Source organism: Pseudomonas sp. NUPR-002, assembly GCF_056322725.1.
Window position 1 is genome coordinate 3,461,403 of the sequence record NZ_CM150476.1, and the last position, 23,106, is coordinate 3,484,508.

At 58.8% G+C, this 23,106-nt stretch carries 20 protein-coding genes; 14 read left to right on the top strand and 6 right to left on the bottom strand.

Annotated elements, in window-relative coordinates:
- The first annotated feature begins 105 nt into the window (after positions 1-105).
- The 6 genes from ACVWSC_RS15590 (at position 106) to ACVWSC_RS15615 (ending at position 9,319) form a co-directional block, all read left to right on the top strand.
- A complete protein-coding gene (locus ACVWSC_RS15590; protein WP_442107545.1) occupies positions 106-1,923 on the top strand; it encodes an autotransporter outer membrane beta-barrel domain-containing protein in 1,818 nt (605 codons plus the stop codon).
- Positions 1,924-2,001: 78 nt separating this feature from the next.
- Complete coding sequence (locus ACVWSC_RS15595; RefSeq protein WP_442107547.1) at positions 2,002-3,912, top strand: hypothetical protein; 1,911 nt, start codon at positions 2,002-2,004, stop codon at positions 3,910-3,912.
- 63 nt (positions 3,913-3,975) lie between these two features.
- A complete protein-coding gene (locus ACVWSC_RS15600; protein WP_442107549.1) occupies positions 3,976-6,891 on the top strand; it encodes a hypothetical protein in 2,916 nt (971 codons plus the stop codon).
- A gap of 231 nt (positions 6,892-7,122) precedes the next feature.
- Positions 7,123-7,575 (top strand): hypothetical protein, encoded by a 453-nt coding sequence (locus ACVWSC_RS15605; RefSeq protein WP_442107551.1) that lies wholly within the window; start codon positions 7,123-7,125, stop codon positions 7,573-7,575.
- A 177-nt stretch (positions 7,576-7,752) separates the two neighbouring features.
- The gene (locus tag ACVWSC_RS15610) at positions 7,753-8,202 is read left to right on the top strand and encodes a hypothetical protein (RefSeq protein WP_442107553.1); all 450 of its coding nucleotides are present in this window, start codon (positions 7,753-7,755) and stop codon (positions 8,200-8,202) included.
- 154 nt (positions 8,203-8,356) lie between these two features.
- The gene (locus ACVWSC_RS15615; protein ID WP_442107591.1) at positions 8,357-9,319 is read left to right on the top strand and encodes an IS30-like element ISPsme1 family transposase; all 963 of its coding nucleotides are present in this window, start codon (positions 8,357-8,359) and stop codon (positions 9,317-9,319) included.
- 378 nt (positions 9,320-9,697) lie between these two features.
- Here ACVWSC_RS15615 and ACVWSC_RS15620 read toward each other — a convergent pair whose 3' ends face one another.
- Together ACVWSC_RS15620 and ACVWSC_RS15625 are read right to left on the bottom strand one after the other, a co-directional pair.
- On the bottom strand, positions 9,698-10,168 hold the full coding sequence (locus ACVWSC_RS15620) for a hypothetical protein (RefSeq protein ID WP_442107555.1): 471 nt from the start codon (positions 10,166-10,168) through the stop codon (positions 9,698-9,700).
- A 160-nt stretch (positions 10,169-10,328) separates the two neighbouring features.
- Entirely contained in the window at positions 10,329-10,418 is a 90-nt protein-coding gene (locus tag ACVWSC_RS15625) for a 4Fe-4S binding protein (RefSeq protein ID WP_442107557.1), read from the bottom strand.
- A gap of 359 nt (positions 10,419-10,777) precedes the next feature.
- On the opposite strand from ACVWSC_RS15625, the gene napE reads away from it, so the two are divergent.
- The 5 genes from napE to ACVWSC_RS15650 are packed head-to-tail and all read left to right on the top strand — an operon-like array spanning position 10,778 to position 14,844.
- On the top strand, positions 10,778-10,945 hold the full coding sequence (gene napE / locus ACVWSC_RS15630) for a periplasmic nitrate reductase, NapE protein (protein WP_442107559.1): 168 nt from the start codon (positions 10,778-10,780) through the stop codon (positions 10,943-10,945).
- Positions 10,946-10,979: 34 nt separating this feature from the next.
- Positions 10,980-11,240, top strand: a complete 261-nt coding sequence (locus tag ACVWSC_RS15635; RefSeq protein WP_442107561.1) for a chaperone NapD — start codon at positions 10,980-10,982, stop codon at positions 11,238-11,240.
- Positions 11,237-13,741 (top strand): nitrate reductase catalytic subunit NapA, encoded by a 2,505-nt coding sequence (gene napA, locus ACVWSC_RS15640; protein ID WP_442107563.1) that lies wholly within the window; start codon positions 11,237-11,239, stop codon positions 13,739-13,741. The genes ACVWSC_RS15635 and napA overlap by 4 nt, the downstream gene beginning before the upstream one ends.
- Before the next feature lie 11 nt (positions 13,742-13,752).
- Positions 13,753-14,238 (top strand): nitrate reductase cytochrome c-type subunit, encoded by a 486-nt coding sequence (locus ACVWSC_RS15645; protein WP_442107565.1) that lies wholly within the window; start codon positions 13,753-13,755, stop codon positions 14,236-14,238.
- 9 nt (positions 14,239-14,247) lie between these two features.
- On the top strand, positions 14,248-14,844 hold the full coding sequence (locus ACVWSC_RS15650) for a cytochrome c3 family protein (protein ID WP_442107567.1): 597 nt from the start codon (positions 14,248-14,250) through the stop codon (positions 14,842-14,844).
- 11 nt (positions 14,845-14,855) lie between these two features.
- On the opposite strand, the gene ACVWSC_RS15655 is transcribed toward ACVWSC_RS15650, so the two are convergent.
- The 3 genes from ACVWSC_RS15655 to ACVWSC_RS15665 form a co-directional block, all read right to left on the bottom strand.
- On the bottom strand, positions 14,856-15,305 hold the full coding sequence (locus tag ACVWSC_RS15655) for a hypothetical protein (protein ID WP_442107569.1): 450 nt from the start codon (positions 15,303-15,305) through the stop codon (positions 14,856-14,858).
- A 121-nt stretch (positions 15,306-15,426) separates the two neighbouring features.
- Positions 15,427-16,734 (bottom strand): ATP-binding protein, encoded by a 1,308-nt coding sequence (locus tag ACVWSC_RS15660; RefSeq protein WP_442107571.1) that lies wholly within the window; start codon positions 16,732-16,734, stop codon positions 15,427-15,429.
- Positions 16,735-16,741: 7 nt separating this feature from the next.
- Positions 16,742-17,443 (bottom strand): response regulator, encoded by a 702-nt coding sequence (locus ACVWSC_RS15665; protein ID WP_442107573.1) that lies wholly within the window; start codon positions 17,441-17,443, stop codon positions 16,742-16,744.
- 157 nt (positions 17,444-17,600) lie between these two features.
- Between ACVWSC_RS15665 and ACVWSC_RS15670 the strand changes: the two genes are divergently transcribed.
- The 3 genes from ACVWSC_RS15670 to mobA all read left to right on the top strand — a co-directional run bounded on the left by ACVWSC_RS15670 (position 17,601) and on the right by mobA (position 22,556).
- Positions 17,601-18,779 (top strand): efflux RND transporter periplasmic adaptor subunit, encoded by a 1,179-nt coding sequence (locus tag ACVWSC_RS15670; protein WP_442107575.1) that lies wholly within the window; start codon positions 17,601-17,603, stop codon positions 18,777-18,779.
- A gap of 11 nt (positions 18,780-18,790) precedes the next feature.
- A complete protein-coding gene (locus tag ACVWSC_RS15675) occupies positions 18,791-21,919 on the top strand; it encodes a multidrug efflux RND transporter permease subunit (protein WP_442107577.1) in 3,129 nt (1,042 codons plus the stop codon).
- A 61-nt stretch (positions 21,920-21,980) separates the two neighbouring features.
- Positions 21,981-22,556 carry a molybdenum cofactor guanylyltransferase MobA gene (gene mobA / locus ACVWSC_RS15680; RefSeq protein WP_442107579.1) on the top strand — a complete coding sequence of 192 codons (576 nt, stop codon included), beginning with the start codon at positions 21,981-21,983 and terminating at the stop codon, positions 22,554-22,556.
- A 103-nt stretch (positions 22,557-22,659) separates the two neighbouring features.
- On the opposite strand, the gene ACVWSC_RS15685 is transcribed toward mobA, so the two are convergent.
- Positions 22,660-23,088, bottom strand: coding sequence for a MarR family winged helix-turn-helix transcriptional regulator (locus tag ACVWSC_RS15685; RefSeq protein ID WP_442107581.1), 429 nt, complete (start codon positions 23,086-23,088; stop codon positions 22,660-22,662).
- Positions 23,089-23,106 lie beyond the last annotated feature (18 nt).

Below are 23,106 nucleotides of genomic sequence, written 5' to 3' on the forward strand. Positions count from 1 at the left end.
GCCATTGCTGTACATAGTAACCTTGGTGGCGTCATCTCGCAGGCGCAAGTCACCGACAGCACCTTGAGGGGTGCAGATGTCGGGGCACTTGTTACAGATCAGAGTGTGCTCGAACTACGCAACACCCTGGTCGATACCACGCAAGACACCGGTATCGGCTTGAGTTTGCAGGCTGCTCACGCCAGCGCCGTCGGCGGCAGGCTGGAAGGCGGGCTGCATGGCGTGGCCTTCAGCCAGGGCTTCAACGAGCCGGTCCGTGCCGACAGCACCCTGAAGCTCGACGGCACCGCAGTGGTTGGCCGTAACGGCTCTGCCGTGTACATCGGCGACGGCAGCGAGGCGACCCTCGATCTGCTCAACGGCACCACGCTGAACGGCAAAGACGGCCTGATCCTCGAGGTCGATCAGGCCTCCCGCGCAACCGTGAACGTGGGCAACAGTGCACTGGAGGGCAACCTCAACATCTCCGGCAACAGCACTGCGGCCTTCACCTTCGACGGCGCCAGCCTGAACGGCAACATCGACAACGAGGCCGGTAGCACCACCAATGTGCGCCTGCAAAATGCCTCAACACTCACCGGCACCCTGAACAACGTGACCAGCCTGACCGCCAATGGCAGCCACTGGCAGATGACCGGTGACAGCCGCGTCGCGACGATGAGCCTGACCGACAGTACCGTCTCGCTCGGCGACGCCGGTGAATTCTATCGCTTATCGATCGGTAGCCTTGCCGGCAGCGGTACGTTCGTCATGTCGGCCGACTTTGGCCAGCAGCAATCCAGTTTCATCGATATCAGCGGCACCGCAACCGGCAACCACACCGTGGTAGTGCGCAGTACCGGGATCGACCCTATCGTCGATACGCGCTTGCACGTGGTTCATGCAGAAGGCGGTGATGCCAGCTTCGCGCTCGGTGGCGGCACGGCCGACCTCGGCGCCTGGTCCTACAAGCTGGTTCAGGACAGCAACGGCAAAGACTGGTACCTCGATGGCAGCACCCGTACCGTCAGCCCGGGCACGCGTACCGCCATGGCCTTGTTCAACACCGCCCCCACCGTGTGGTACGGCGAGCTGGCATCGCTGCGCAGCCGTATGGGCGAACTGCGTTACAACGACGGCCGCAGCGCCGGCCTGTGGATGCGTACCTATGGCAGCAAATACAACGTCGCCGATGCTTCCGGTGTCGGCTACAGCCAGAACCAGCAGGGCATCTCGTTTGGTGCCGACGCACCGCTGCCGATCGGTGACGGCCAATGGCTGATCGGTCTGCTGGCCGGTCACAGCCGTTCCGACCTGGACCTGACCCGTGGTTCCAGCGGTTCGATCGACAGCTACTACGCCGGCGCTTACACCACCTGGCTGGATGCGCAAAGCGGTTACTACTTCGATGCCGTACTCAAGTACAACCGCTATCAGAACAACGCCAAAGTCATGTTCAGTGACGGCGCCCGCGCCAAGGGCGACTACGACAACCATGGCCTGGGGACCAGCCTGGAGTTCGGCCGCCACATCAAACTCGACCAGGGCTATTTCGTCGAACCCTATGCCCAACTGTCAGCGGTGTTCATTCAGGACAAAGACTACGCCTTGAGCAACGGCCTGCAGGCGGAAAGCGATCAGACCCGCTCCTACCTGGGCAAGCTCGGCGTTACCACCGGCCGACGCTTTGAACTGGACGGTGGCCGCAGCGTACAGCCCTACGTGAAAGCCGCGTATGCCCACGAATTCGCCAATAACAACAAAGCGCGCGTCAATGACAACGTGTTCAACAACGACCTGTCTGGCTCACGCGGGGAGCTGGGGGTTGGTGTATCGGCAACGCTGTCGCGCAGCTTCCAGGTGCACGGCGAGTTCGACTACAGCAATGGCAAGCACATCGAACAACCCTATGGCTTCAATGTCGGCCTGCGCTACTTCTGGTAACCGGTTGCCCAACGCCAGCGTGCTCTGGGCGGTGAATTGCAAAGGGCTGTTTCAACCCTTTGTCACAAGGATGCCCCTATGCCAAACGATCACACGCCTCGAGCCGCACCTACCCTGGATGCACCGTCGTTTCCCGATGCATTGCCGCCGCTGGCCGGTGAAACCGCCTTTCTGTTGCCTGTGTCGAAAAGAGCGACGGCTCTGCGCGTCACCATCGAGGACATCTGGCCCGGCTATATGCCGGTCAACCAGGTAACCTTCTTCACTGCGCAGCGCCAACTTGATTCGGTAACCGTAAGTAATCCCGATCCAAGTCAGTTTCCCATGACCTTTGATGTCAGGCTGCTCGACCTTAACATCGGCGGGACTCACCCGTTTTGGTACAGGGTTGAGACAGCAGGCGGGGGAAGTACATCGCAAGACGTCGAATTGGACCTCGACAATATTCCCCCTAACCTCGGCGCACGGCCAACCGCCCTTGAGTTCCCGCCAGAGATTCTGGCTCAGGGTGTGACCCAGCAATACCTCGACGCCAACGACGACAAGGTCATCGCCACCGTCGTGCCGTGGCCTGACATCCGCCTTGGCGATGAGCTCTGGTATTACCTGCGGGCAAGCGTCAGCGGCGGGCAGCAAACCCAGGCGCAAGAGGCCGGCCGCAAGGTCATTACCGCCTCGGATCTGAATCAGCCGACACTCGAGATACCCTTTGCAGGCGACACCTTTCGAGCCTTGGGTAACGTCAGTTGCTATGCCTATTACTTTCTCAAAGACCGCGCCGGTAACGAAGGGCTGAACAGTTTTGACAGCCCGATCTTTGCCATCCACCTCGAACCGCCCCTGCAGTTGCTACCTCCCAGGGTGCCACTGTTCGAGCAGTTTGGCCTGATCGATGAAACGCTGGCACGCACGCCGGTATACGTGCTGGTCCCGGCCATGGCGGGCATCATCGCAGGTGATCAGATTGCGCTGCACTGGGGCGGCGAAGATCTGCCGATACACACCATCAGCGATCCCGGCACCGATCCACTGTTGCGCATCAATATTCCCTACCGTGTGATCCAGGCCGCCGGCAACGGCGTGCTGCAGGTCAACTATGACCTGTGGCGCAACGGTGCTGTGCTGGACCAGTCTCCCGACACTACGGTGGTGGTCGATATCGAGCTACCCGGCGGCCCGGATCCGGATCCGGAAACACCGGAGCATGAAAACCTCCATTTACCCGTGGGGCTGGGCGCCAGCGGTGTACCCAATGTCATTTCCTCGGCGGATCAGGAACTGCCAGCGCACGTCGTCATTGAATGGTATGGGGTCAATGGTGAGGAAGTCTTTCTGCTCAAAGACCGTATCAGCGCGCACTGGGCCAGTATCACCCTGAACCATGAAGTGAGCGCTGCCGATGTGGCGGCCAAACAAGCACTGCAACTTGAGATCAGCAGCGCGCAGATCAAACAGGCGGGCCAGGGTCGCTTGAGCCTGCGCTACAGCGTGACCCGCGACCTGCCCAGTCACCCCGGCCACGCCAACACCGCCTGGTCTGACATACAGACACTGCTGGTGGTGGACGACAGCGAGCTGCCAGGTGGCGGTGACCCGCTGCCGCCCGGCGACTTCCCGGAGAAAAACGCGAATAACAGCATTAACAAGGAAGCAGCCCTGGACGGAACGCCCTATGTGGTCCGACTGGACTACAAAAACGCGGCGGTCGGCGACCGGATCACCTTCAAATTTCGCGGCCATCAAGGCTTTGCCGACGATCCGGCACTGGAGCCGGCCAGACCCTTCCCAGGTTCCTATACCGAAGACCAGCATGACGTCTGCGCAGAAGACCTCGAACGCGGCAGCTATGCGTTCACGGTACCGCGTCAGTTCCTGGTGGCGATCAAATTCGGCTCAGGCAACGGCTATCACTGGGTCAGCAACGCGGCCGGTATGGCAGGTGGGGCTTATTACCACGTGTTCGTCGATACCGCAGACCTTGAGCCGTGAACCTGTACACCCGGTGTCAATCAGCGTCACACCCGACCACCCAAGCAGCCAGCAGGAATCGTCATGACCACCTACCATCGCCTCAGTGCCTTAAGCCGTTTGCTCGCCAGCCTGCACCCCTTCAGCCTGTTTCAAGACCCTGACCCGACCCTGCCCAAACCGCGCATCCCGACTGCCGAGGGCAACGGCGGTATTCGCCTCAAAGACATCTCTGACCCCAACGTCCCGGTGCAGGTGTTGATCACCGCCTATCCACAAATGCTGGTCAACGACACCGTCGAACTGTTCTGGAACGGCCGCCTGGTCGATACCCGCCTGGTTACCGAAGAGCATATCGAGCAAGGCAGCGTTACCCTTAATGTGCCCAGCCTCGCCATCCAGGACGGCACTCCGCCGGTGCATTACCTGATTACCAGCGCCATTGGCGGTAACGTGCGCAAGTCCTTCCCCCTCGATATCCGGGTCAAGACCAATGTACCCGGCGGCACCGACCCGATCCCTTCCACCCCCGAGGTCAATGAAAACCTGCTCGCCGTCACCGGGGTACCGGTGCTGGTCGAAGACGCCGATGCCGACCGCATCGTCGCCACGGTGCCGCCCTACCTGAACATGACCGAGGGCGACAGGATCAACCTCAGTTGGGGCGGCTATTTTGTCGAGCACCTGGTGACCGCGCCCGAGGTCAACCAGCCCATTGCCTTGCCCGTGTCCCGCGCCATCATCGAGCAGGCCGGTGCCGGGCCGGTGGTGGTCGAGTACGAAGTGCGCGACATCGTCAACAACTGGTCGCTGTGGTCGAACAAGTTCCATGTCGATGTCGAGGTCGGTGCTGGCTTGTTGCGCGCCCCGGATGCCCTTGATGCCGTGGACGGCAAGCTTGACCTGGACAAGCTGGGTGGTAGTGATGCCAGCGTCCGCGTGCGGTCCTACGATGGCATGGCCGAAAAAGACGAGATCAGCCTTTCCTGGCTCGGTCGCCCGCCCGTGGGCGGCCCTGTCGAGCACACTGATTCGTTCACAGTCCCTGAGAAAGGCGACGGTTTGCCGACCGAGTTCAAAGTGCCCAACGCCATTGTCAAGGCCAGTGCCGGTGGCACAGTGGCGATCAAGTACAGCGTGAGTTCCAGTCGCGGCCAGCAACATTCCAAACGCACCTCGTTCGAAGTCATCGGCGAGGCCCAGCGTTTGCCTGCGCCCGATGTCGAGCAAGCCCCGGGTGATGAGCTCGAGCTGGACAATCTGCCGCCAAGCGGGGCGACGGTGCGCATTTTGCCCTACCCCAACATGGACGACGGCGACCGCCTGGTGCTGTTCGTCCGCGGCCAGGACGCCAATGGCAGCCCGTCCAGCGACAGCTTCCCCAAGGACATCACCCAGAATGAGGTCGGTGAACCTGTTTACCTGTTCGTGCCCAAGGCCTTCATCACCCCCTTGCTCGATGGCTCATTGAGCCTGCACTACCAGGTCAGAGGTAACGAGTCGGACACCCGCGTATTGAAAGTCGTTGGCCAGATCGCCAATCTGACCGAACCCTCGGTCAACGGCGTGCAGGACGCCCTCCTCGACCCCGACACCGTAGTTTCCGGCACCCAGGCGGTCGTCCCCAACTACCAGGGTAAAGCCATAAACGACACCATTACCCTCAGCTGGGCCGGACTGGCCGAGGCCAGCTTTACCAACAGCATCAAGGTCACTCCCGACAACCTCGGCTTCCCCATCAGTTTCAGCGTGGCCTACACCCCGTACATCATCGGCAATCTCAACACACAGGTGCGCGTGAGCTACCAGGTGCAGCGCGCCAGTGGCGGTTCGGGCGGTTCGCGGCCCCTGACGTTCCAGGTGCAGCGCCAGGCGGGTGAAAACTTTGTGCCGCCAAGCGTGATTCAGGCGCCTTCCGGCACACTGGATCCGATCAATGCATTGACTGGCGCCACCGTACGGGTGCGTTATGAGGGAATGCTCAGCACCGATATCCTGGCCGTGGCCTGGACCGGCCGCAACGACGCCGACTCACTGATCACCGATCAGCAACCTGGCAATGCTTTTGGCTCCGTCGATTTCCCGATCCCGGCGGCGATCGTCGCGGCAAGCCAGGGCAAGACCATCACGGTGATCTATGCGGTAGCACGCAATGGCCAGCCGGGCAAACCCTCTCAGGAACTGGCACTGCGGGTGAACACACTGCCGCCCAGCGAGTTGCCCAAGCCGAACGTGCCAGAGGCCCAGGCGGGGGTGCTCGACCTCAGCACCTTCTCAGGTGACGCCACCATCACCGTGGCGCCATGGAAACTGATTGGTGCAGGCCAGCGCTACTGGATCAGCGTCGATGCCACCTTGGCCAACGGTTTGCCCTACAGCTTTTATCCGGCCCGCGCCGTGGAAGTCAGCCCGGCGCAGGAGGGCACTGGCCTAAGCGTGCCGTTGCTGCGCAGTGAACTGGAAAAGCTTGCCCCTGACAGTGCGTTGACTATTACCGCGAAGGTCAGCTTTGATCGCGCAGTTGAGGAGTCAGCGGCAATTATCTTTCCGGTTGAAACCCTGAAGTTGAAAGCATCGGCGGCGGGCGACTATCTTGATTTTTCAAAATTCATCGCAAATGAAAGAATCTTTAAAGGTAAACCCAGGGATGTCGGTTTCGGCTGGCTACACTGCGATAACAACGAAATCCAGATAAGAAGCACCGAGATCGCCCCGTTCATTACAGGTAATTATCTATTTGGTGAAGACGACGGCTTTGCCCGCCAGGGACAAGCCTATCTGGCGCTTCACAAGGCGGCCACGAGCATCAGGCTGGGGGTCGGATCGTTCGTTAGAATTCACTATGTAGACGAGTCAGGAAAAGAATACCCGAAGGTAGACTACGCTTCAAATCAATGGATTACGATCCACTTTGATAAGCCAACAAAATTGATCTATTTTGCGGCCAAATACGACCGCTCAGGAAAGATGCAAATAGACAATATTACTATTACCTATTGAGCTATCGCCACTCTAATAACTTCAAGCTCAATTCACACTGCAGATCCGTTGCACAAGGCCAAGCTCCGAGTCCCCTCGGGGCTTGGCCTTTTTCCTATCGAATACCAGAGAAACAAGTCCGATGCACCTGACATTTTTATCAGGTTACAACCAGGAGACTCTTATGTATATATAGAAACCACAGTCTAGGCTGTTCTCTTCGGCCTACTGTTCATTGAGAGAGGAACTTACATGAACACCATGGCAGCGTCCGCATCCACCCGCACTGACACACTTGATTTTTCACAGTTCACCACAAATGAGAGAATCTGGAAAGACAAACCCAGGGATCTCGGTTTCGGCAGGCTATACGTCACAAACGACTTGATCTACATAAAAAGCGCCGAGATCCCTCCGTTCATTAGCGAGAATTATCTCTACGGTGAAGATAACGGCTATGCCGGCCAAGGACGTTGCTATATTGAGCTGCACCAGGCGGCCACGAGCATGAGACTGGGGGTCGGAGCATTCGTTAATATTCACTATGTAGACGAAAACGGAAAAGAATATCCAAAGGTAGCCTACGGCCCCAATCAATGGGTTACGATTCAATTTGCAGAACGCACAAAACTCATCTATTTCGAGGCAAGATTCGAATACAATAAAGGAAAAATGCAAATAGACAATATTACCTTTACCTATTGACCTGTCGCTGCGCTAATGAATTCACGCTAAAAATCCAATGTTAATTCGTTACACAAGGCCAAGGCAGGTGCACCTGACATTTTTATCAGGTTACAACCAGGAGCCCCCTATATAAAAATGGCAACTCCAGTCTAAGCTGCACGCTTCAGCCTACTGCTCATTAAGAGAGGAACTTACATGAACACCATGACAGCGTCCGCATCCACCCGCACTGACACACTTGATTTTTCACAGTTCACCACAAATGAGAGAATCTGGAAAGATAAACCCAGGGATCTCGGTTTCGGTAGGCTATACGCCACAAACGACGTGATCGAGATAAGAAGCGCCGAGATCCCCCCATTTATTAGCGAGAATTATCTGTTTGGCGAAGACAGGGGCTATGCTGTCCAAGGACGTTGCTATATTGAGCTGCATCAGGCGGCCACGAGCATGAGACTGGGGGTCGGAGCATTTGTTAATATTCACTATGTAGACGAAAAAGGAAAAGAATATCCAAAGGTAGCCTACGGCCCCAATCAATGGGTTACGATTCAATTTGCAGAACGCACAAAATTGGTCTATTTCGAGGCAAAATCCGACCAAACAGGAAAGATGCAAATAGACAATATTACTTTTACCTATTGACTTGTCGCTACGCTAATAACTTCACGCTAAAAATCCAATGTTGATCCGTTGCACAAGGCCTGAATTCATAGAATAAGTGCAACGTTTGAAACGATAGGCAGAGAGTCAGCCACCGGTAGAATCCAGGCTCTCACACCGAAGGATTCAAGCGCAGATGACTACGCATTACCGGCAGCTGACTCAGGGCCAACGTTACCAGATTGAGGCCGGTCTGAGCGCCGGAAAAAGCCAGGCAAGCATCGCGAAACAGGTTGGCGTACATCCCTCGACGATCAGTCGTGAGGTTCGCCGCAACAGCTCCCAGAAGACCTACAAAGCGGTTGCTGCGACCCATGAAAGTGATGCCCGTCGAGCGCAGGCGCGCAAGCACTGCAAGCCATTAACGTGGTTCAGCCATTATCTGCCGCTCTGGCTAAAACACGGTATGAGCCCGGAGCAGATTGCTCAGCGCCTGAAGCAAGAGCAGCCGGAGCGCGCGGTCAGTCACGAGTGGATTTATCGGTTTATCGCCACCGACAAACACGCAGGTGGCGAGTTATACAAGTATTTGCGGCACCGCAGGAAGCTGTACCGAAAACGCTACGGAAGCCACGACCGGCGCGGACAGTTGCGTAATCGCGTATCGATAACCGAGCGCCCTGCTGAGGTCGAAGCCCGCGAGCGTCTAGGTGATTGGGAGGGTGACACGGTGCATGGCGTAGGCGGCAATCTGGTCACGCTGGTTGATCGTAAAAGCGGCTACCTGAGCGCCTATCCGGTCAAGCGCAGGACGCGCCGGCAGGTAACGCGGGCGATCAATCTGTTGCTCAAGGGGCATGCTGTTCACACGCTGACGCTGGATAACGGGAAGGAGTTTGCCGGGCATGAACGCATTGCGCATCGGAGCCAGTGCCAAGTCTTTTTTGCAGAACCCTATTCATCCTGGCAGCGAGGCACTAATGAAAATACCAACGGCCTGCTCCGGCAGTATTTTCCCAAGGGCGGCGACTTCAGCAAGCTGACCGTCGAGGCGGTCAGTCGCGTGGTAACGAAGATCAATTTACGCCCGCGAAAACGCCTGGGCTGGAAGACGCCGTACGAAGTTTATGCAGGGGCGAGCGTTGCACTTATGTGTTGAATTCAGGAGGCCAATGCCCGAATTAGCTCGGGCCTTGGCCTTTTTATCCCCTGACTTTTACTGCCTTATCAGTGAGCCACTCAATATTAGCTGCTACAGTAGCACGGACATTACATCTGACCTTTCTATCAGGTTACGCCCCCGTAGGCAGCGCGTATAACGCATAATCAGCTTTCGATAACACAGACCTAGGGCCTGTACGAAAAGTGTTATGGGAGCGCCGATGGGTGACCCTACTTTTCGTACAAAACCTAGCAGAATTTTGACTTACTAACGTCTCTTGCCCTGCGAAGCCACAGCATTAATTACTGCAGATTCGTAGGGCATCAGAGGAAGATTGAATTAAAGATAAAACGCTGGCCCCGCTCAAGCCAATAGCTATTTCGGCCCCTTGCCCGGTTCCAGCTGAATGAATTGGCCAAGCGCAGCAGCATCGTGACGCGCGGGCTCACACTGGACACTTAAACTCTTGATAGGCAAAGCCAGATACAACTGCTGAGCCGCGCCCCACGAAAACATCGGACGAAGGGTTAAATTCCTGTACACCTCAGGGATGTTTTGAGTATTTATATCCCATTTCATTGCAAAGCTATCGCCAGGATGAACCTCATGCTCAGGTACTTCGTAGTCGTACTCCAGCTCAACAAAAACAGGATCTGTAAAATTTGTCACATTGGCCCACGCCTGAGGCTTGAGTAATCGTGCAGATCTGGCAGTGTTATTGATGAACACCACTTTGAAAATCAACCTGGAAAACTCACGAATGGCAAAATCCTCAGTGCTGTACGCCGTTCCATTGTAGCTACTGAACAGTTTTTTTGGGCAAGCTGAATCGAATACATAGGTCATGTCAAACTCCTTGGAAGATAAGTGACACCCCATTAGACACAGACTGACAATACTCAACAACTAGCATTTTTATCAGGCTATCCGAATTCCAGCAACGCTTCTGCAGGCTATTTAAAATTGGAGTAGCCCTGAACGCTATTCCGCCAATATCATGCGCCGTTCAGGCAGCACTGCTATGTGATATTGCATCAACGGGACAGGCACTTATACAGATATCACAACTAATACAAATATCGTGGTCAACTTCCACTTTTTTGTCAGCCTTATCGATTCAATGCACCGGGCATACTTCAATACAAGCGTCGCACCCCTCACCCACATCCACAATACACGCATCACTTACGGCATAAGTATTCATGGCGCAGCCCTTTGGAAGCTGAGCAAATGCTAATAGACAAAGCATTGCCACGCACCTGACAAAAATAATAGGGCCATTATTCAAACCATCAAAATAAATGATAATTACTTGCGTCTTTATTTAGATTAAGCTCCACCACCGGCACATTAAAACAGCGAATAAACGCACCGTCGGTCTAATTCAATCGATAATCTTCAGCCCTTGAAATCGCCTGATCTACGCTGATGCAAGGTCCGCCCGGAGCGCATTCAATGCCAACGGCTGAAGAACAAAAACCTGTGCGTCGCAAGGAAGCCCGGCTGTTCATCTTCCTGGTCGCCTTCCTCTTCCCGCTACTGTCTGTGGCGATTGTCGGTGGCTACGGCTTCATCATCTGGTTTTTGCAATTGCTCTATGGCCCGCCGGGGCCACCCAGTTGAATCAACATCTCACTGTGACTGTTGGAGCCAGCGCATGGACGACACTGTGCATATTGCCAGCCTTGTAGTACTTGCCCGCCCTGAACTGCTTGAGGCCGTGAAAGCCAACTTGCGCCTGCTTGATGGCCTTGAATTGCATCAGCAAAGTGCGGCCGGAAAGTTGGTCGTTGTGCTTGAGACCACGGATGAACAGCAGATTCTGCAACGCATCGATCTGATCAACAATTTGCCGGGCGTCCTCAATGCGGCGTTGATCTATCACGAACTCCTCGACCCCGCAGGAGATAGCCAATGAGCATGACCCGCCGTGAATTCGCCAAGGCCCAGGCCGCCGCCATTGCCGCAGCGGCAGCCGGTTTGCCGATCTACACCAGCGCCAGCAACCTGATCACTGAAGCGGACATGGTCACCCTGGACTGGAACAAGGCGCCCTGCCGCTTCTGCGGCACTGGCTGCAGTGTGATGGTCGCGACCCGCGACAACCGGGTGGTCGCCACCCATGGCGATGTCAAAGCCGAGGTCAATCGGGGCTTGAACTGCGTCAAGGGCTACTTCTTGTCAAAGATCATGTATGGCACCGACCGCCTGACGCAACCGCTGCTGCGCATGAAGAACGGCCAGTACGATAAACAGGGCGAGTTCCAGCCAGTGAGTTGGCAGCAGGCCTTCGACATTATGGAGGCCAAGTTCAAAGCGGCCCTGAAGAACAAAGGCCCCAGCTCCGTGGGCATGTTTGGCTCGGGGCAATGGACGGTGTGGGAAGGCTATGCCGCCAACAAGCTGATGAAGGCTGGCTTTCGCAGCAACAATATCGACCCTAACGCCCGCCACTGCATGGCGTCGGCGGTCATGGGTTTCATGCGCACCTTCGGCATGGATGAGCCGATGGGGTGCTACGACGACATCGAAGCCACCGACGCCTTTGTGCTGTGGGGCTCGAACATGGCCGAGATGCACCCGATTCTCTGGAGCCGAGTCACCGACCGGCGCCTGAGCCAGCCACAGGTCAAGGTCGCGGTGCTGTCGACCTTCGAACACCGCAGCTTCGAACTGGCTGATATTCCAATGGTGTTCAAGCCGCAGACCGACTTACTGATCCTCAACTACATCGCCAATCACATCATTGAAAGTGGCGCGGTCAACAAAGACTTCATCAGTAAACACACGCGCTTCGCCCACGGCGCCGAAGACATCGGCTATGGCCTGCGTCCGGACAATCCGCTGGAAACCGCAGCCAAGAACGCCGACAAGGCCAACACCTGGAGCGACATCGATTTCGAGCAGTTCGCCGCCTTCGTGCGTCCCTATACCCTGGAGCGCGCGGCCAAGGAATCCGGGGTGCCGGCAGAACGGCTCAAGGCCCTGGCCGAACTGTATGCCGACCCCAAGCGCAAGGTCGTGTCGTTCTGGACCATGGGTTTCAATCAGCACACCCGCGGGGTGTGGGCCAATAACCTGATTTACAACATTCATTTGCTCACTGGCAAAATCAGCGAGCCGGGCAACAGCCCGTTCTCGCTCACCGGCCAACCCTCAGCCTGTGGCACTGCACGGGAAGTCGGCACCTTCTCGCACCGCTTGCCCGCAGACCTGGTGGTCAGCAACCCCAAGCATCGCGCCACTGCAGAAAAGATCTGGAAACTGCCAGCGGGCACTATCGAGGAGAAGGTCGGTTTTCATGCCGTGCAGCAGAGCCGCATGCTCAAAGATGGCGTGCTCAACGTGTACTGGACCCAGGCCAGCAACAATATGCATGCCGGCCCCAATATCATGCAGGAGGTACTGCCGGGCTGGCGCAGGCCGGAAAACTTCGTGATTGTCTCTGACGTTTACCCGACCGTATCGGCCCAGGCTGCCGACCTGATCCTGCCCAGTGCCATGTGGGTTGAAAAAGAAGGTGCCTACGGCAACGCCGAACGCCGCACGCAGTTCTGGCACCAACTGGTCAGCGCCCCCGGTGACGCCAAGTCGGATTTATGGCAACTGGTGGAGTTTTCCAAACGCTTTACCACTGACGAAACCTGGCCCGCCGAGTTGCTGGCCAAGTCACCTGAATACAAGGGTAAAACGCTGTACGAGGTATTGTTCAAGAACGGCCAGGTCGACCAGTTCCCGGTCGAGCAGTTGGAAGCAGGCTTCAAGAACGATGAAGCCAAGGCGTTTGGCTTCTACCTGCAAAAAGGCCTGTTCGAAGAGTACGCCCAGTTTGGCCGTGGCCACGGCCACGACCTTGCACCGTTTGATCAGTACCACAGCGAACGCGGCCTGCGCTGGCCGGTGGTGGACGGCAAGGAAACCCGCTGGCGCTACCGTGAAGGCCTTGACCCTTATGTCCAGGCTGGCAGTGGCGTGCAGTTCTATGGCTATCCGGACAAGAAGGCAATCATCTTCGCCCTGCCCTATGAGCCGCCCGCCGAAGCGCCCGATGCCGAGTATCCGTTCTGGCTGAGTACTGGGCGAGTGCTTGAGCACTGGCACACCGGCAGCATGACCCAGCGCGTCGAAGAGCTGTACAAGGCGGTGCCCGATGCCCTGGTGTACATGCACCCTGAAGATGCCAAGGCGCTGAATGCACGGCGCGGCAGTGAGGTGAAGCTGATCAGTCGGCGTGGCGAAATTCGCGCGCGCATTGAAACCCGTGGGCGTAACAAGCCACCGCAAGGCTTGGTGTTCGTGCCGTTCTTCGACGCCAACAAGCTGATCAACAAAGTCACCCTCGATGCCACCGACCCGATCTCCAAGCAGACCGACTACAAAAAATGCGCCATCCGCATCGAGCTGATCAGCGTGGCCTGAGGAGACCCATCATGCCTTTTCGAGTCTTGCCGTTGCTTGTGTTCGCTGTGATCGGTGTGGCCCTGGCCGCTGACGTCGACTATCCGCTCGATGCCCCAGGCCCCGACGGGCGTCGGCCCGGCGGCACCTTGACCCAGAGCATGCCGGCCCCGCCGATTGCCAACGATGAAAACAAAGACCTCAAGCGCGAGCGCAACTACCCCGACCAGCCACCAACCATTCCGCACAGCATTCGTGGCTATCAGATCGACAAGAATGGCAACAAGTGCCTGTCCTGCCACAGCCGTGCCAACAGCGCGCGCAGCCAGGCAACGATGATCAGCATTACCCATTACATGGACCGCGACGGCCAGGCGCTGGCGGCGGTGTCGCCACGGCGTTACTTCTGCAACCAGTGTCATGTGCCGCAAAAAGAGGTAAAGCCGCTGGTGGGCAACAGCTTCGAAACCATCGACAAAATCCTGCAAGACGACGCCAACGCCACGAAAAAACCTTGAGGAGGCGCCATGAAAGCACTGTTCGCCCTGCTTAAGGAATACTGGGGCATCCTCTGTCGGCCGAGCGTGTATTTCAGCCTGGGCTTTTTGACCCTGGGCGGCTTTATTGCCGGGATTATTTTCTGGGGTGGCTTCAACACCGCACTGGAGCTGACCAACACGGAAAAATTCTGCGTCTCGTGCCACGAAATGCGCGACAACGTGTTCGTCGAGTTGAAGGAGACCATCCACTACACCAACCGCTCCGGAGTACGCGCCAGTTGCCCCGACTGCCATGTGCCGCACGAATGGACGCACAAAATTGCACGCAAGATGCAGGCCTCCAAAGAGGTGTGGGGCAAGATCTTCGGCACCATCGATACCCGCGACAAATTCCTCGAACTGCGCCGGGAACTGGCCGAACACGAGTGGGCCAGGCTCAAGGCCAACGATTCACGCGAGTGCCGTAACTGTCACAACTTCGAATTCATGGACTTCACCCGCCAGAGCAAGCGCGCGGCGGCCATGCACTCGACTTCACTGGCCAAAGGGGAAGCCACCTGCATTGACTGCCACAAAGGCATCGCCCACCGGCTGCCGGACATGCATGGCGTCAAAGGCTGGTAGCCAGAGGCTAGTCAGGGCGATACCTGATAACCCTTGCCTTGCAGGCAGCTGGTATACGCCGTAGCAGCGTTCGACTCGTTGCTGCGGCGTTGCTGACGACGCTCCTGGCGTTGATGGGCACCGCCCACCACGGCCCCCGCGGCTGCGGTTTCTTTGGCGCGGTTCTGCCGGTAGTCCTGCTTCACATCGTCGTCGACGCGGTCATAGATTTCGTCGTGTTGGTTGCCCCGCACCTGCGCCCCCACTGCACCGGCGGCAGCACCGACCGCCGCACCACGCACCCGACCGCCGGCCACTGGCGCCGTATTGGTACTGCTGTTGGCGATGGTGTGACATTCACTGATGTCCTGCTGGGTTTGCTGCGAGCTCTGGCCCTTGAGCGGCACCACCGTTTCGGCCAGCGCCGGGGCAGCCGCCAGTGACACAAGCAGGCAAAGGCCGAGAGGCGATAATCTGCACATGATCAGCTCCGCGAAAAAAAAACAGCCACATTAAGTGTAGATCCCCTACGCGCTTGTAGGAGCGGGCTTGCCCCGCGAGGCGATGTGACAGATGGACCGCTATCGCGGGGCAAGCCCGCTCCTACCGGGGAGTGCTGCGTGGCAGGCGGATTCTGAACTGTGCCCCGCCCAGCGCCGATTGCTGAACGGTCAAGGTGCCGCCCTGCCCCTCGATCGCCCGTCGGCTGATTGCCAAGCCCAAACCAAAACCACCAGTAGCACGGTCACGGCTCCGATCAAGCCGATAGAACGGCTGGAAAATCAGTTCACGCTGGTCCGCCGGAATGCCAATACCGTCATCTTCAACGGTCAGCAGGCAGTGTCCTTCGGCATCCAGACTCAGGCGCAACAATAGCTGCCGGTCACAGTAGCGCATCGCGTTGCGCACCAGGTTCTGCACCGCCCGGGCGGTCAAGCGTGGGTCGAGAATAAAGCGCGGCAGGTTGTCTTCAGCGCACACCTGCCATTCGATACCGCGGCCATCAAGCTCTTCGGCAAAGCTGCCAAGGATGCTGTCGACCAGCTCCAGCAACGACACTTCAACGCGCTCACGCGCCTGGTCGATGTTCTGCAAGCGGCTGTACGACAGCAATTCCAGCACCAGTTCGTCCAGCTCCCGCACATGCCCGACCAGCTCCAGCAGACGCTTGCGGCAATGGCTGGGCACTTTATCGAACAGCAGCACCAGACCAAAATCCAGGCGGGTCAAGGGTGTGCGCAATTCGTGCGAGACGGCGTTGAGCAGCTCGCGCTGCTGCGTCAGCAACCGCTCAACGTCCTGGGCCATGGTGTCGAACACCTGGGCCAGTTCACCGATGTTTGAACGCGCCGGGATGTGCGTACGCTCCGACAATTGCCCTTGGCCCAGGCGCCGCGCGGTTTCCTTCAGGCGTTCCAGATCACGCCAGTGCGGCCAGACCCAGAGCAACAGGCAGCCCAGCAAGGCGGCAACAATCAGTACGGTAACGCCCCAGGACAGCAGGTTGATGTCCATCGGATCCGGGGGATTACGCAGTTCCACCGCCCAGGTGCCATCCAGCGGCGCCAGCGCAGACTTGTAATAGCCCCAGTCGCCCAACTGCACGACATTCTCCCCGCCCGCCAGTCGCACCTGATCGGCGGGCGGCAAGCCGAGCTGGTCCTGACGGCGCAACTCGATTTGCAGCGGCGCAAAATCGGCCGCCAGCTCGTCGGCCACCGTCGGCCAACGCGCCTCGGGCACTTGACGAAAGCGCTCGACGATAAGCTTCTGTACGCCCTTGGCCTGATCCAGGTTGTAGGCAATGAAGCGCTCATGGAAGGCACCGACAATCGCGTCGGGAATCAGCAGCAGTGCACCTGCGTAAGCGACGATGATGACCAGGTACAGGCGAACCAGAATCTTCAGCATGCTGGCATCAGTACTCCCACTCCAAACGACTGAACAAGTAGCCCTTGCCCCACACCGTCTTGATTTTGCGCGCTTCACCGGCGCTGTCATCGAACTTGCGCCGCAATTTGGAAATCGCCACGTCGACCGAGCGATCTGTGCCGTTGAATTCGATGCCGCGCAGTTGTTGCAGAATCCGGTCGCGGCTGAGTACCACCCCGGCGTTACGGGCCAGCACCACCAGCAAGTTGTACTCGCCGCTGGACAGTTCCACCGACTGATCGCGCCAGAACACGGTGCGCTCTGCCAGGTCGATACGCAGGCCGCCGACCACGATCAGGTCGGTGTCCAGGCGTGGCTCGTTAATGCTACTGCGGCGTAACAAGGTGCGCACCCGTGCCAGCAGCACACGGGGTTCACAGGGCTTGGTGACATAGTCGTCGGCCCCCATCTCCAGGCCCAGCACCTGATCATGGCTGTCATCGCGGGCGGTCAGCATGAGAATCGGCAACGACTGCGATTCGGCGCGCAGCAGGCGGCACACCTGCAGCCCATCAAGGCCTGGCAGCATCAGGTCGAGAATCACCAGGTCCGGTTTACTGCGCCGGGCCTCGGCCAGCACGTGGTCACCACGGGCAATCACGCTGACGCAAAAATCGTTGCGTTGCAGGTAGCTGGCAATCAGTTCAGACAAGGCGCAGTCGTCTTCGACCAGAAGGATGTTGGGCATGGGTAGTTTGACAGGCTGGGAAAGTCAGGCAAGGATATAGGACCTGACGCGCCGCCAGCGCAACCCTTCACACTTTTTCACACTCGGCCTACACAGCTTAACAGTTGGACGTTGGCCTCCTGCCTTAGCATTGCCGGGTCATTTATGGAAGATCCGCATGTTCAGTTCAAGCCCTGTCCGTCTGCGCGCCTTGCTGGCGTTGCTGGTTGTTGCCCTGCCGCTCAGTGCCTGCAAAGACAGCACCCCTGACGAGGAACAAACACCACCCAGCGCGGTGAGCGTCGAAACCGTACGCGTCGAAGCGCTGGCCATCAGTACCGAACTCAATGGCCGCATTCTGGCCCCGCGTACGGCCGAAGTGCGCGCACGGGTAGCCGGGGTAGTGCTCAAGCGGGTGTACCGCGAAGGCAGTGATGTCAAACAAGGCGATGTGCTGTTTCGCATCGACCCGGCGCCCTTCCAGGCTGACTACGACAGTGCCCGGGCCAGCCTGGCCAAAGCCGAGGCCAACCGCTACCAGGCGCGTCTGCAGGATGAACGCTACCGCGAGCTGATCGCCATCAACGCCGTCAGCCGCCAGGACCACGATAACGCCCGTGCCGCGTTCATGCAGGCTGATGCGGCAGTGGCCGAAGCCAAAGCGGCGCTGGAACGTGCGCGCCTGAACTTGAGTTACGCCACGGTAACGGCGCCGATTTCCGGACGCATTGGCCGCGCGCTAGTGACCGAGGGCGCCTTGGTTGGGCAGAACGAAAGCACCCCCTTGGCAACCATCCAGCAGCTGGACCCAATCCACGCTGACGTGACCCAGTCAACCCGCGAGCTCAATGCACTGCGCCGCGCACTGCGCGCCGGTGAACTGCAGCAGGTCGGCCAGGATCAGGCCGGTGCGACCCTGATTCAGGATGACGGCACGCCTTACCCACTGCCGGGCAAGTTGCTGTTCTCCGACATCAGCGTTGACCCCAGCACCGGGCAGATCACCCTGCGCAGCGAGTTCCCCAACCCAGACCTCGACCTGCTGCCCGGCAGCTTCATCCGCGTACGCCTTGACCAGGCCATCAAGCAGCAAGGCATCAGCGTGCCACAGCGTGCCATTTTGCGTGACAGTGCCGGCCAGCCGCGGGTGTTGCTGGTAGATGCCGAGCAACGCATACAGGAACGCTCCGTGGTCCTCGGGGCCGTGCAAAACGACCGCTGGATCGTCAGCCAAGGCCTGGCTCCAGGCGATCGGGTGGTGGTTGAAGGCTTGCAACACGTCACGCCAGGCGACCAGGTACGGGTCGACAACGCCGGCAAACACACGCCGTCCATCGTTCAGAACACTGGCCAGTGAGGGCCTGATTCATGCCGCAGTTTTTTATCGACCGCCCGATTTTCGCCTGGGTGGTCGCACTGTTTATTGTGCTGGTCGGCGCCCTGGCGTTACCGCAGTTGCCCGTTGCCCAATACCCCGACGTAGCGCCGCCACAAGTCGAGGTTTACGCCGTCTATCCCGGCGCATCGGCTCAGACCATCGACGAAAGCGTGGTCAGCCTGATTGAAGAAGAGCTCAACGGCGCCGACAACCTGCTCTATTTCAGCTCCCAGAGCAGCCTGGGCAGCGCCCTGATTACTGCGACCTTCGAGCCGGGCACGAACCCGGACCTCGCCCAGGTGGACGTACAGAACCGCCTGAAAGTCGTAGAGTCGCGCTTGCCACGCCCCGTCACCCAGCAAGGGCTGCAAGTGGAGAAGGTGTCAACCGGCTTTCTGTTGATGGTCACCCTCACCGCCGAAGATGGCCGTGTGGACGAAGTCACCTTGAGCGACTTTCTGGCACGCAACGTGATGAACGAGATCCGTCGCCTCAAGGGCGTCGGCAAGGCCCAGTTGTACGGTGCCGAACGCGCCATGCGGATCTGGATCGACCCGCGCAAGTTGATCGGTTTCAACCTCACCCCCGATGACGTCAATGAGGCGATTGCCGCCCAGAACGCCCAGGTCGCCCCGGGCAGCATCGGCGACTTGCCCGGTACCGGCAGTCAGGAAATCACCGCCAACGTGATCATCAAGGGGCAACTGAGTACCGTGCAGGAGTTCTCCGATATCGTCTTGCGCGCCAACCCTGACGGCTCGCGGGTGACCATCGGTGATGTCGCCCGGGTCGAAATCGGCAGCCAGGAATACCTGTACGGCACGCGCCTCAATGGCAAGCCGACCAGTGCGTTCAGCGTGAAACTGTCGCCGGGTGCCAACGCCATGGAAACCGCGAATCTGGTTCGCGGCAAACTCGACGAACTGTCGCGCTACTTGCCGCCGGGCACCCGTTTCGAAATTCCCTACGACACCTCGCCGTTCGTCAAGGTGTCGATCCAGCAGGTGATCACCACCCTGCTCGAAGCCATGGCCCTGGTGTTCGCCGTGATGTTCCTGTTCCTGCAGAACATCCGCTATACCCTGATCCCGACCCTGGTGGTGCCCGTGGCGTTGATGGGCACCTTTGCGGTGATGCTGGCGCTGGGCTTTTCGGTCAACGTCTTGACCTTGTTCGGTATGGTTTTGGCCATTGGTATCCTGGTGGACGATGCCATCGTGGTGGTCGAGAACGTCGAACGGATCATGAGCGAAGAAGGTCTGGCGCCACGCGAGGCGACGAAAAAGGCCATGGGCCAGATCAGCGGCGCGATTATCGGCATCACCCTGGTGCTGGTCGCCGTGTTCCTGCCGATGGCCTTCATGACCGGCTCGGTGGGGGTGATTTACCAGCAGTTCTCACTGTCCATGGCCGTGTCGATTCTGTTTTCCGCCTTCCTCGCCCTGAGCCTGACTCCGGCCCTGTGCGCCACCCTGCTCAAACCTGTCGGCAAAGGTGAGCATCAGCACAAAACCGGGTTCTTCGGCTGGTTCAACCGGCGCTTCGAGGCGCTGAGCAATGGCTACCAGCACTGGGTAGTCCGGGCACTCAAACGCACCGGCCGCTACCTGTTGGTTTACCTGGTGCTGGTCGCAGGCCTGGTGTATGGCTTCAACCAACTGCCCTCTTCGTTCCTGCCCACCGAAGACCAGGGTTACACCATTACCGATATCCAGCTGCCGCCTGGCGCCAGCCGCGCACGTACCGAAGCGGTTGCAGCACAAATCGAGGCGCACAACGCCACGGAACCGGGCGTGGGTAACAGCACCCTGGTGCTTGGCTTCAGTTTTTCTGGCGATGGCCAGAACGCTGCGCTGGCCTTCACCACCCTCAAAGACTGGTCCGAACGGGGTGCCGAGGACAGCGCTCAGTCAATCGCCGACCGCGCTAACGCAGCGTTTAGTCAGCTCAAGGACGCCATTGCCTACTCGGTATTGCCACCGCCGGTGGACGGCCTGGGTAACTCCACTGGCTTCGAGTTCCGCCTGCAAGACCGTGGCGGCCTCGGGCACACGGGTTTGATGCAAGCGCGTGACCAACTGTTGGCCGCCGCCGAGAAAAGCCCGCTGCTGGTCAACGTGCGCGAGAGTGCGTTGGCGGAAAGCCCGCAAGTGCAGCTTGAGGTTGACCGCAAACAGGCCAATGCCCTCGGTGTTTCGTTCGCCGACATCGGTAACGTGCTCAACACGGCGGTAGGCTCCAGCTACGTCAACGACTTCCCCAACCAGGGGCGCATGCAGCGCGTGGTGGTGCAAGCCGAAGGCGACCAGCGCGCTCAGGTCGAAGACCTGCTGAAGATTCACGTGCGCAACAGCAGTGGCAAGATGGTGCCGTTGTCGGCCTTCGTCCAGGCCAAGTGGGTCAAAGGCCCGGTGCAGCTGACGCGCTACAACGGCTATCCGGCGGTTGCCGTGTCGGGTGAACCAGCCCCAGGTTACAGCTCGGGTCAGGCCATGGAAGAAATCCAGCGTCTGGTCGATCAGTTGCCTGCGGGAATGGGCCTGGAGTGGACGGGGCTGTCGTTGCAGGAGCGTCTGTCGGGCGCCCAGGCGCCGATGCTGATGGCCTTGTCGCTGCTGGTGGTGTTCCTGTGCCTGGCGGCGCTGTACGAAAGCTGGTCGATTCCGACCGCCGTACTGCTGGTAGTGCCGCTGGGTGTGCTCGGTGCGGTACTGGCCGTGAGCCTGCGCGGGATGCCCAACGACGTGTTCTTCAAAGTCGGCTTGATCACCCTGATCGGCCTGTCGGCGAAGAACGCCATCCTGATTATCGAGTTTGCCAAACACCTGGTCGATGAAGGCCATGATCTGGTTGAAGCTACCGTGCAGGCTGCCCGCTTGCGCTTGCGGCCGATTGTCATGACTTCGCTGGCGTTCATCCTCGGCGTAGTGCCATTGGCCATCGCCAGCGGCGCCAGCTCCGCCAGCCAGCAAGCCATCGGTACCGGGGTGATTGGCGGCATGCTGAGTGCCACCTTGGCAGTGGTGTTCGTGCCGGTGTTCTTCGTGGTGGTCATGCGCCTGACCAGCAAACGCCGGGCCCAGCGCAATGAGCTTGAAGCAACGCCGCAGGAGCACTGATCTGGACAGGCGGTGGCGTGCATGGGATGGTGAACCGTTGAATCAACCTGGAACCTTACCCATGCCCGCCACCACGCCACCCTGCTCTGTTCTTCTGCTCGCTGGCGGTCGTGGCCAGCGCATGGGCGGCCAGGACAAAGGTCTGCTGGAATGGCAGGGCAAACCGCTGATTGCCCATGTGCAAGCCGTGGTGCGGCCTTTGACTGACGACCTGATCATCTCCTGCAACCGTAATCAGACGCAGTACCAACCTTACGCTGATCAACTGGTGAGTGACGCCGAAGCTGACTTTCCCGGGCCGCTGGCCGGAGTACTGGCTGGGCTGGCGGTCGCTCGCCACCCCTGGATGCTGGTGCTGGCCTGCGATGCGCCGATGATCGATCGCCGCCTGGTGCTGGACCTGCTGAGCCAGGCCGATGATCAACAGCAGCCGGTGATGATCCGCCAGAGTGGCTACTGGCAGCCAATGTTCAGCCTGATACCTTGCGCCTTGCGTGGCGAGCTTGAGCGGGCCTGGCAGCAAGGCGACCGCGGCATTCAACGGGCCTTGCTCAAGCACCCGGTGCGGGCGCTTGAGTACCCCGAGGATGACCTGCGCTTGAGTAACTTCAACACGCCAGCGTTTCTGCAGCGCTGACCTACCCTTGTAGGAGCGGGCTTGCCCCGCGATTGCGTTCTGTCAGTCACATCGCTTCGCGGGGCAAGCCCGCTCCTACAACAAGTCCGCTCCTACACTGCCTTCAGCGCAAGCGTGAACGAATGCGCTGACACACGTTGAGCACCTGCTGCACATCACTTTCCACCAGGTCGATCTTGCAGGCCATGTTATTGAAGACCATGGCCGCCTCTTCCTTGAGGGCACGGCCTTTGTCGGTCAGCAACAGGTTACGTCGCCGACGGTCGTTGGGGTCCAGGTAGACGGTGATGAAGCCGTTATCGGCCAGGCGTTTGACAATCGGCGTCAAGGTGCCCAGGTCAAACAGGGTCAACTCACTCAAGGTACTCATCGACACATCGTCCTGACCCCACAATCCGGCCATCACCAGCAACTGCGGATAAGTGATGCCGCGCTGCTTCAAGGGTTCGGCATAATCGCGAACCATGGCGTTGGCCGTCGCGTACAGCGAGAAGCACAGCATTTTGTCGAAGTCGAAGGTAGGGTCAAGCATGCCCGCCCCCCCAGCCCC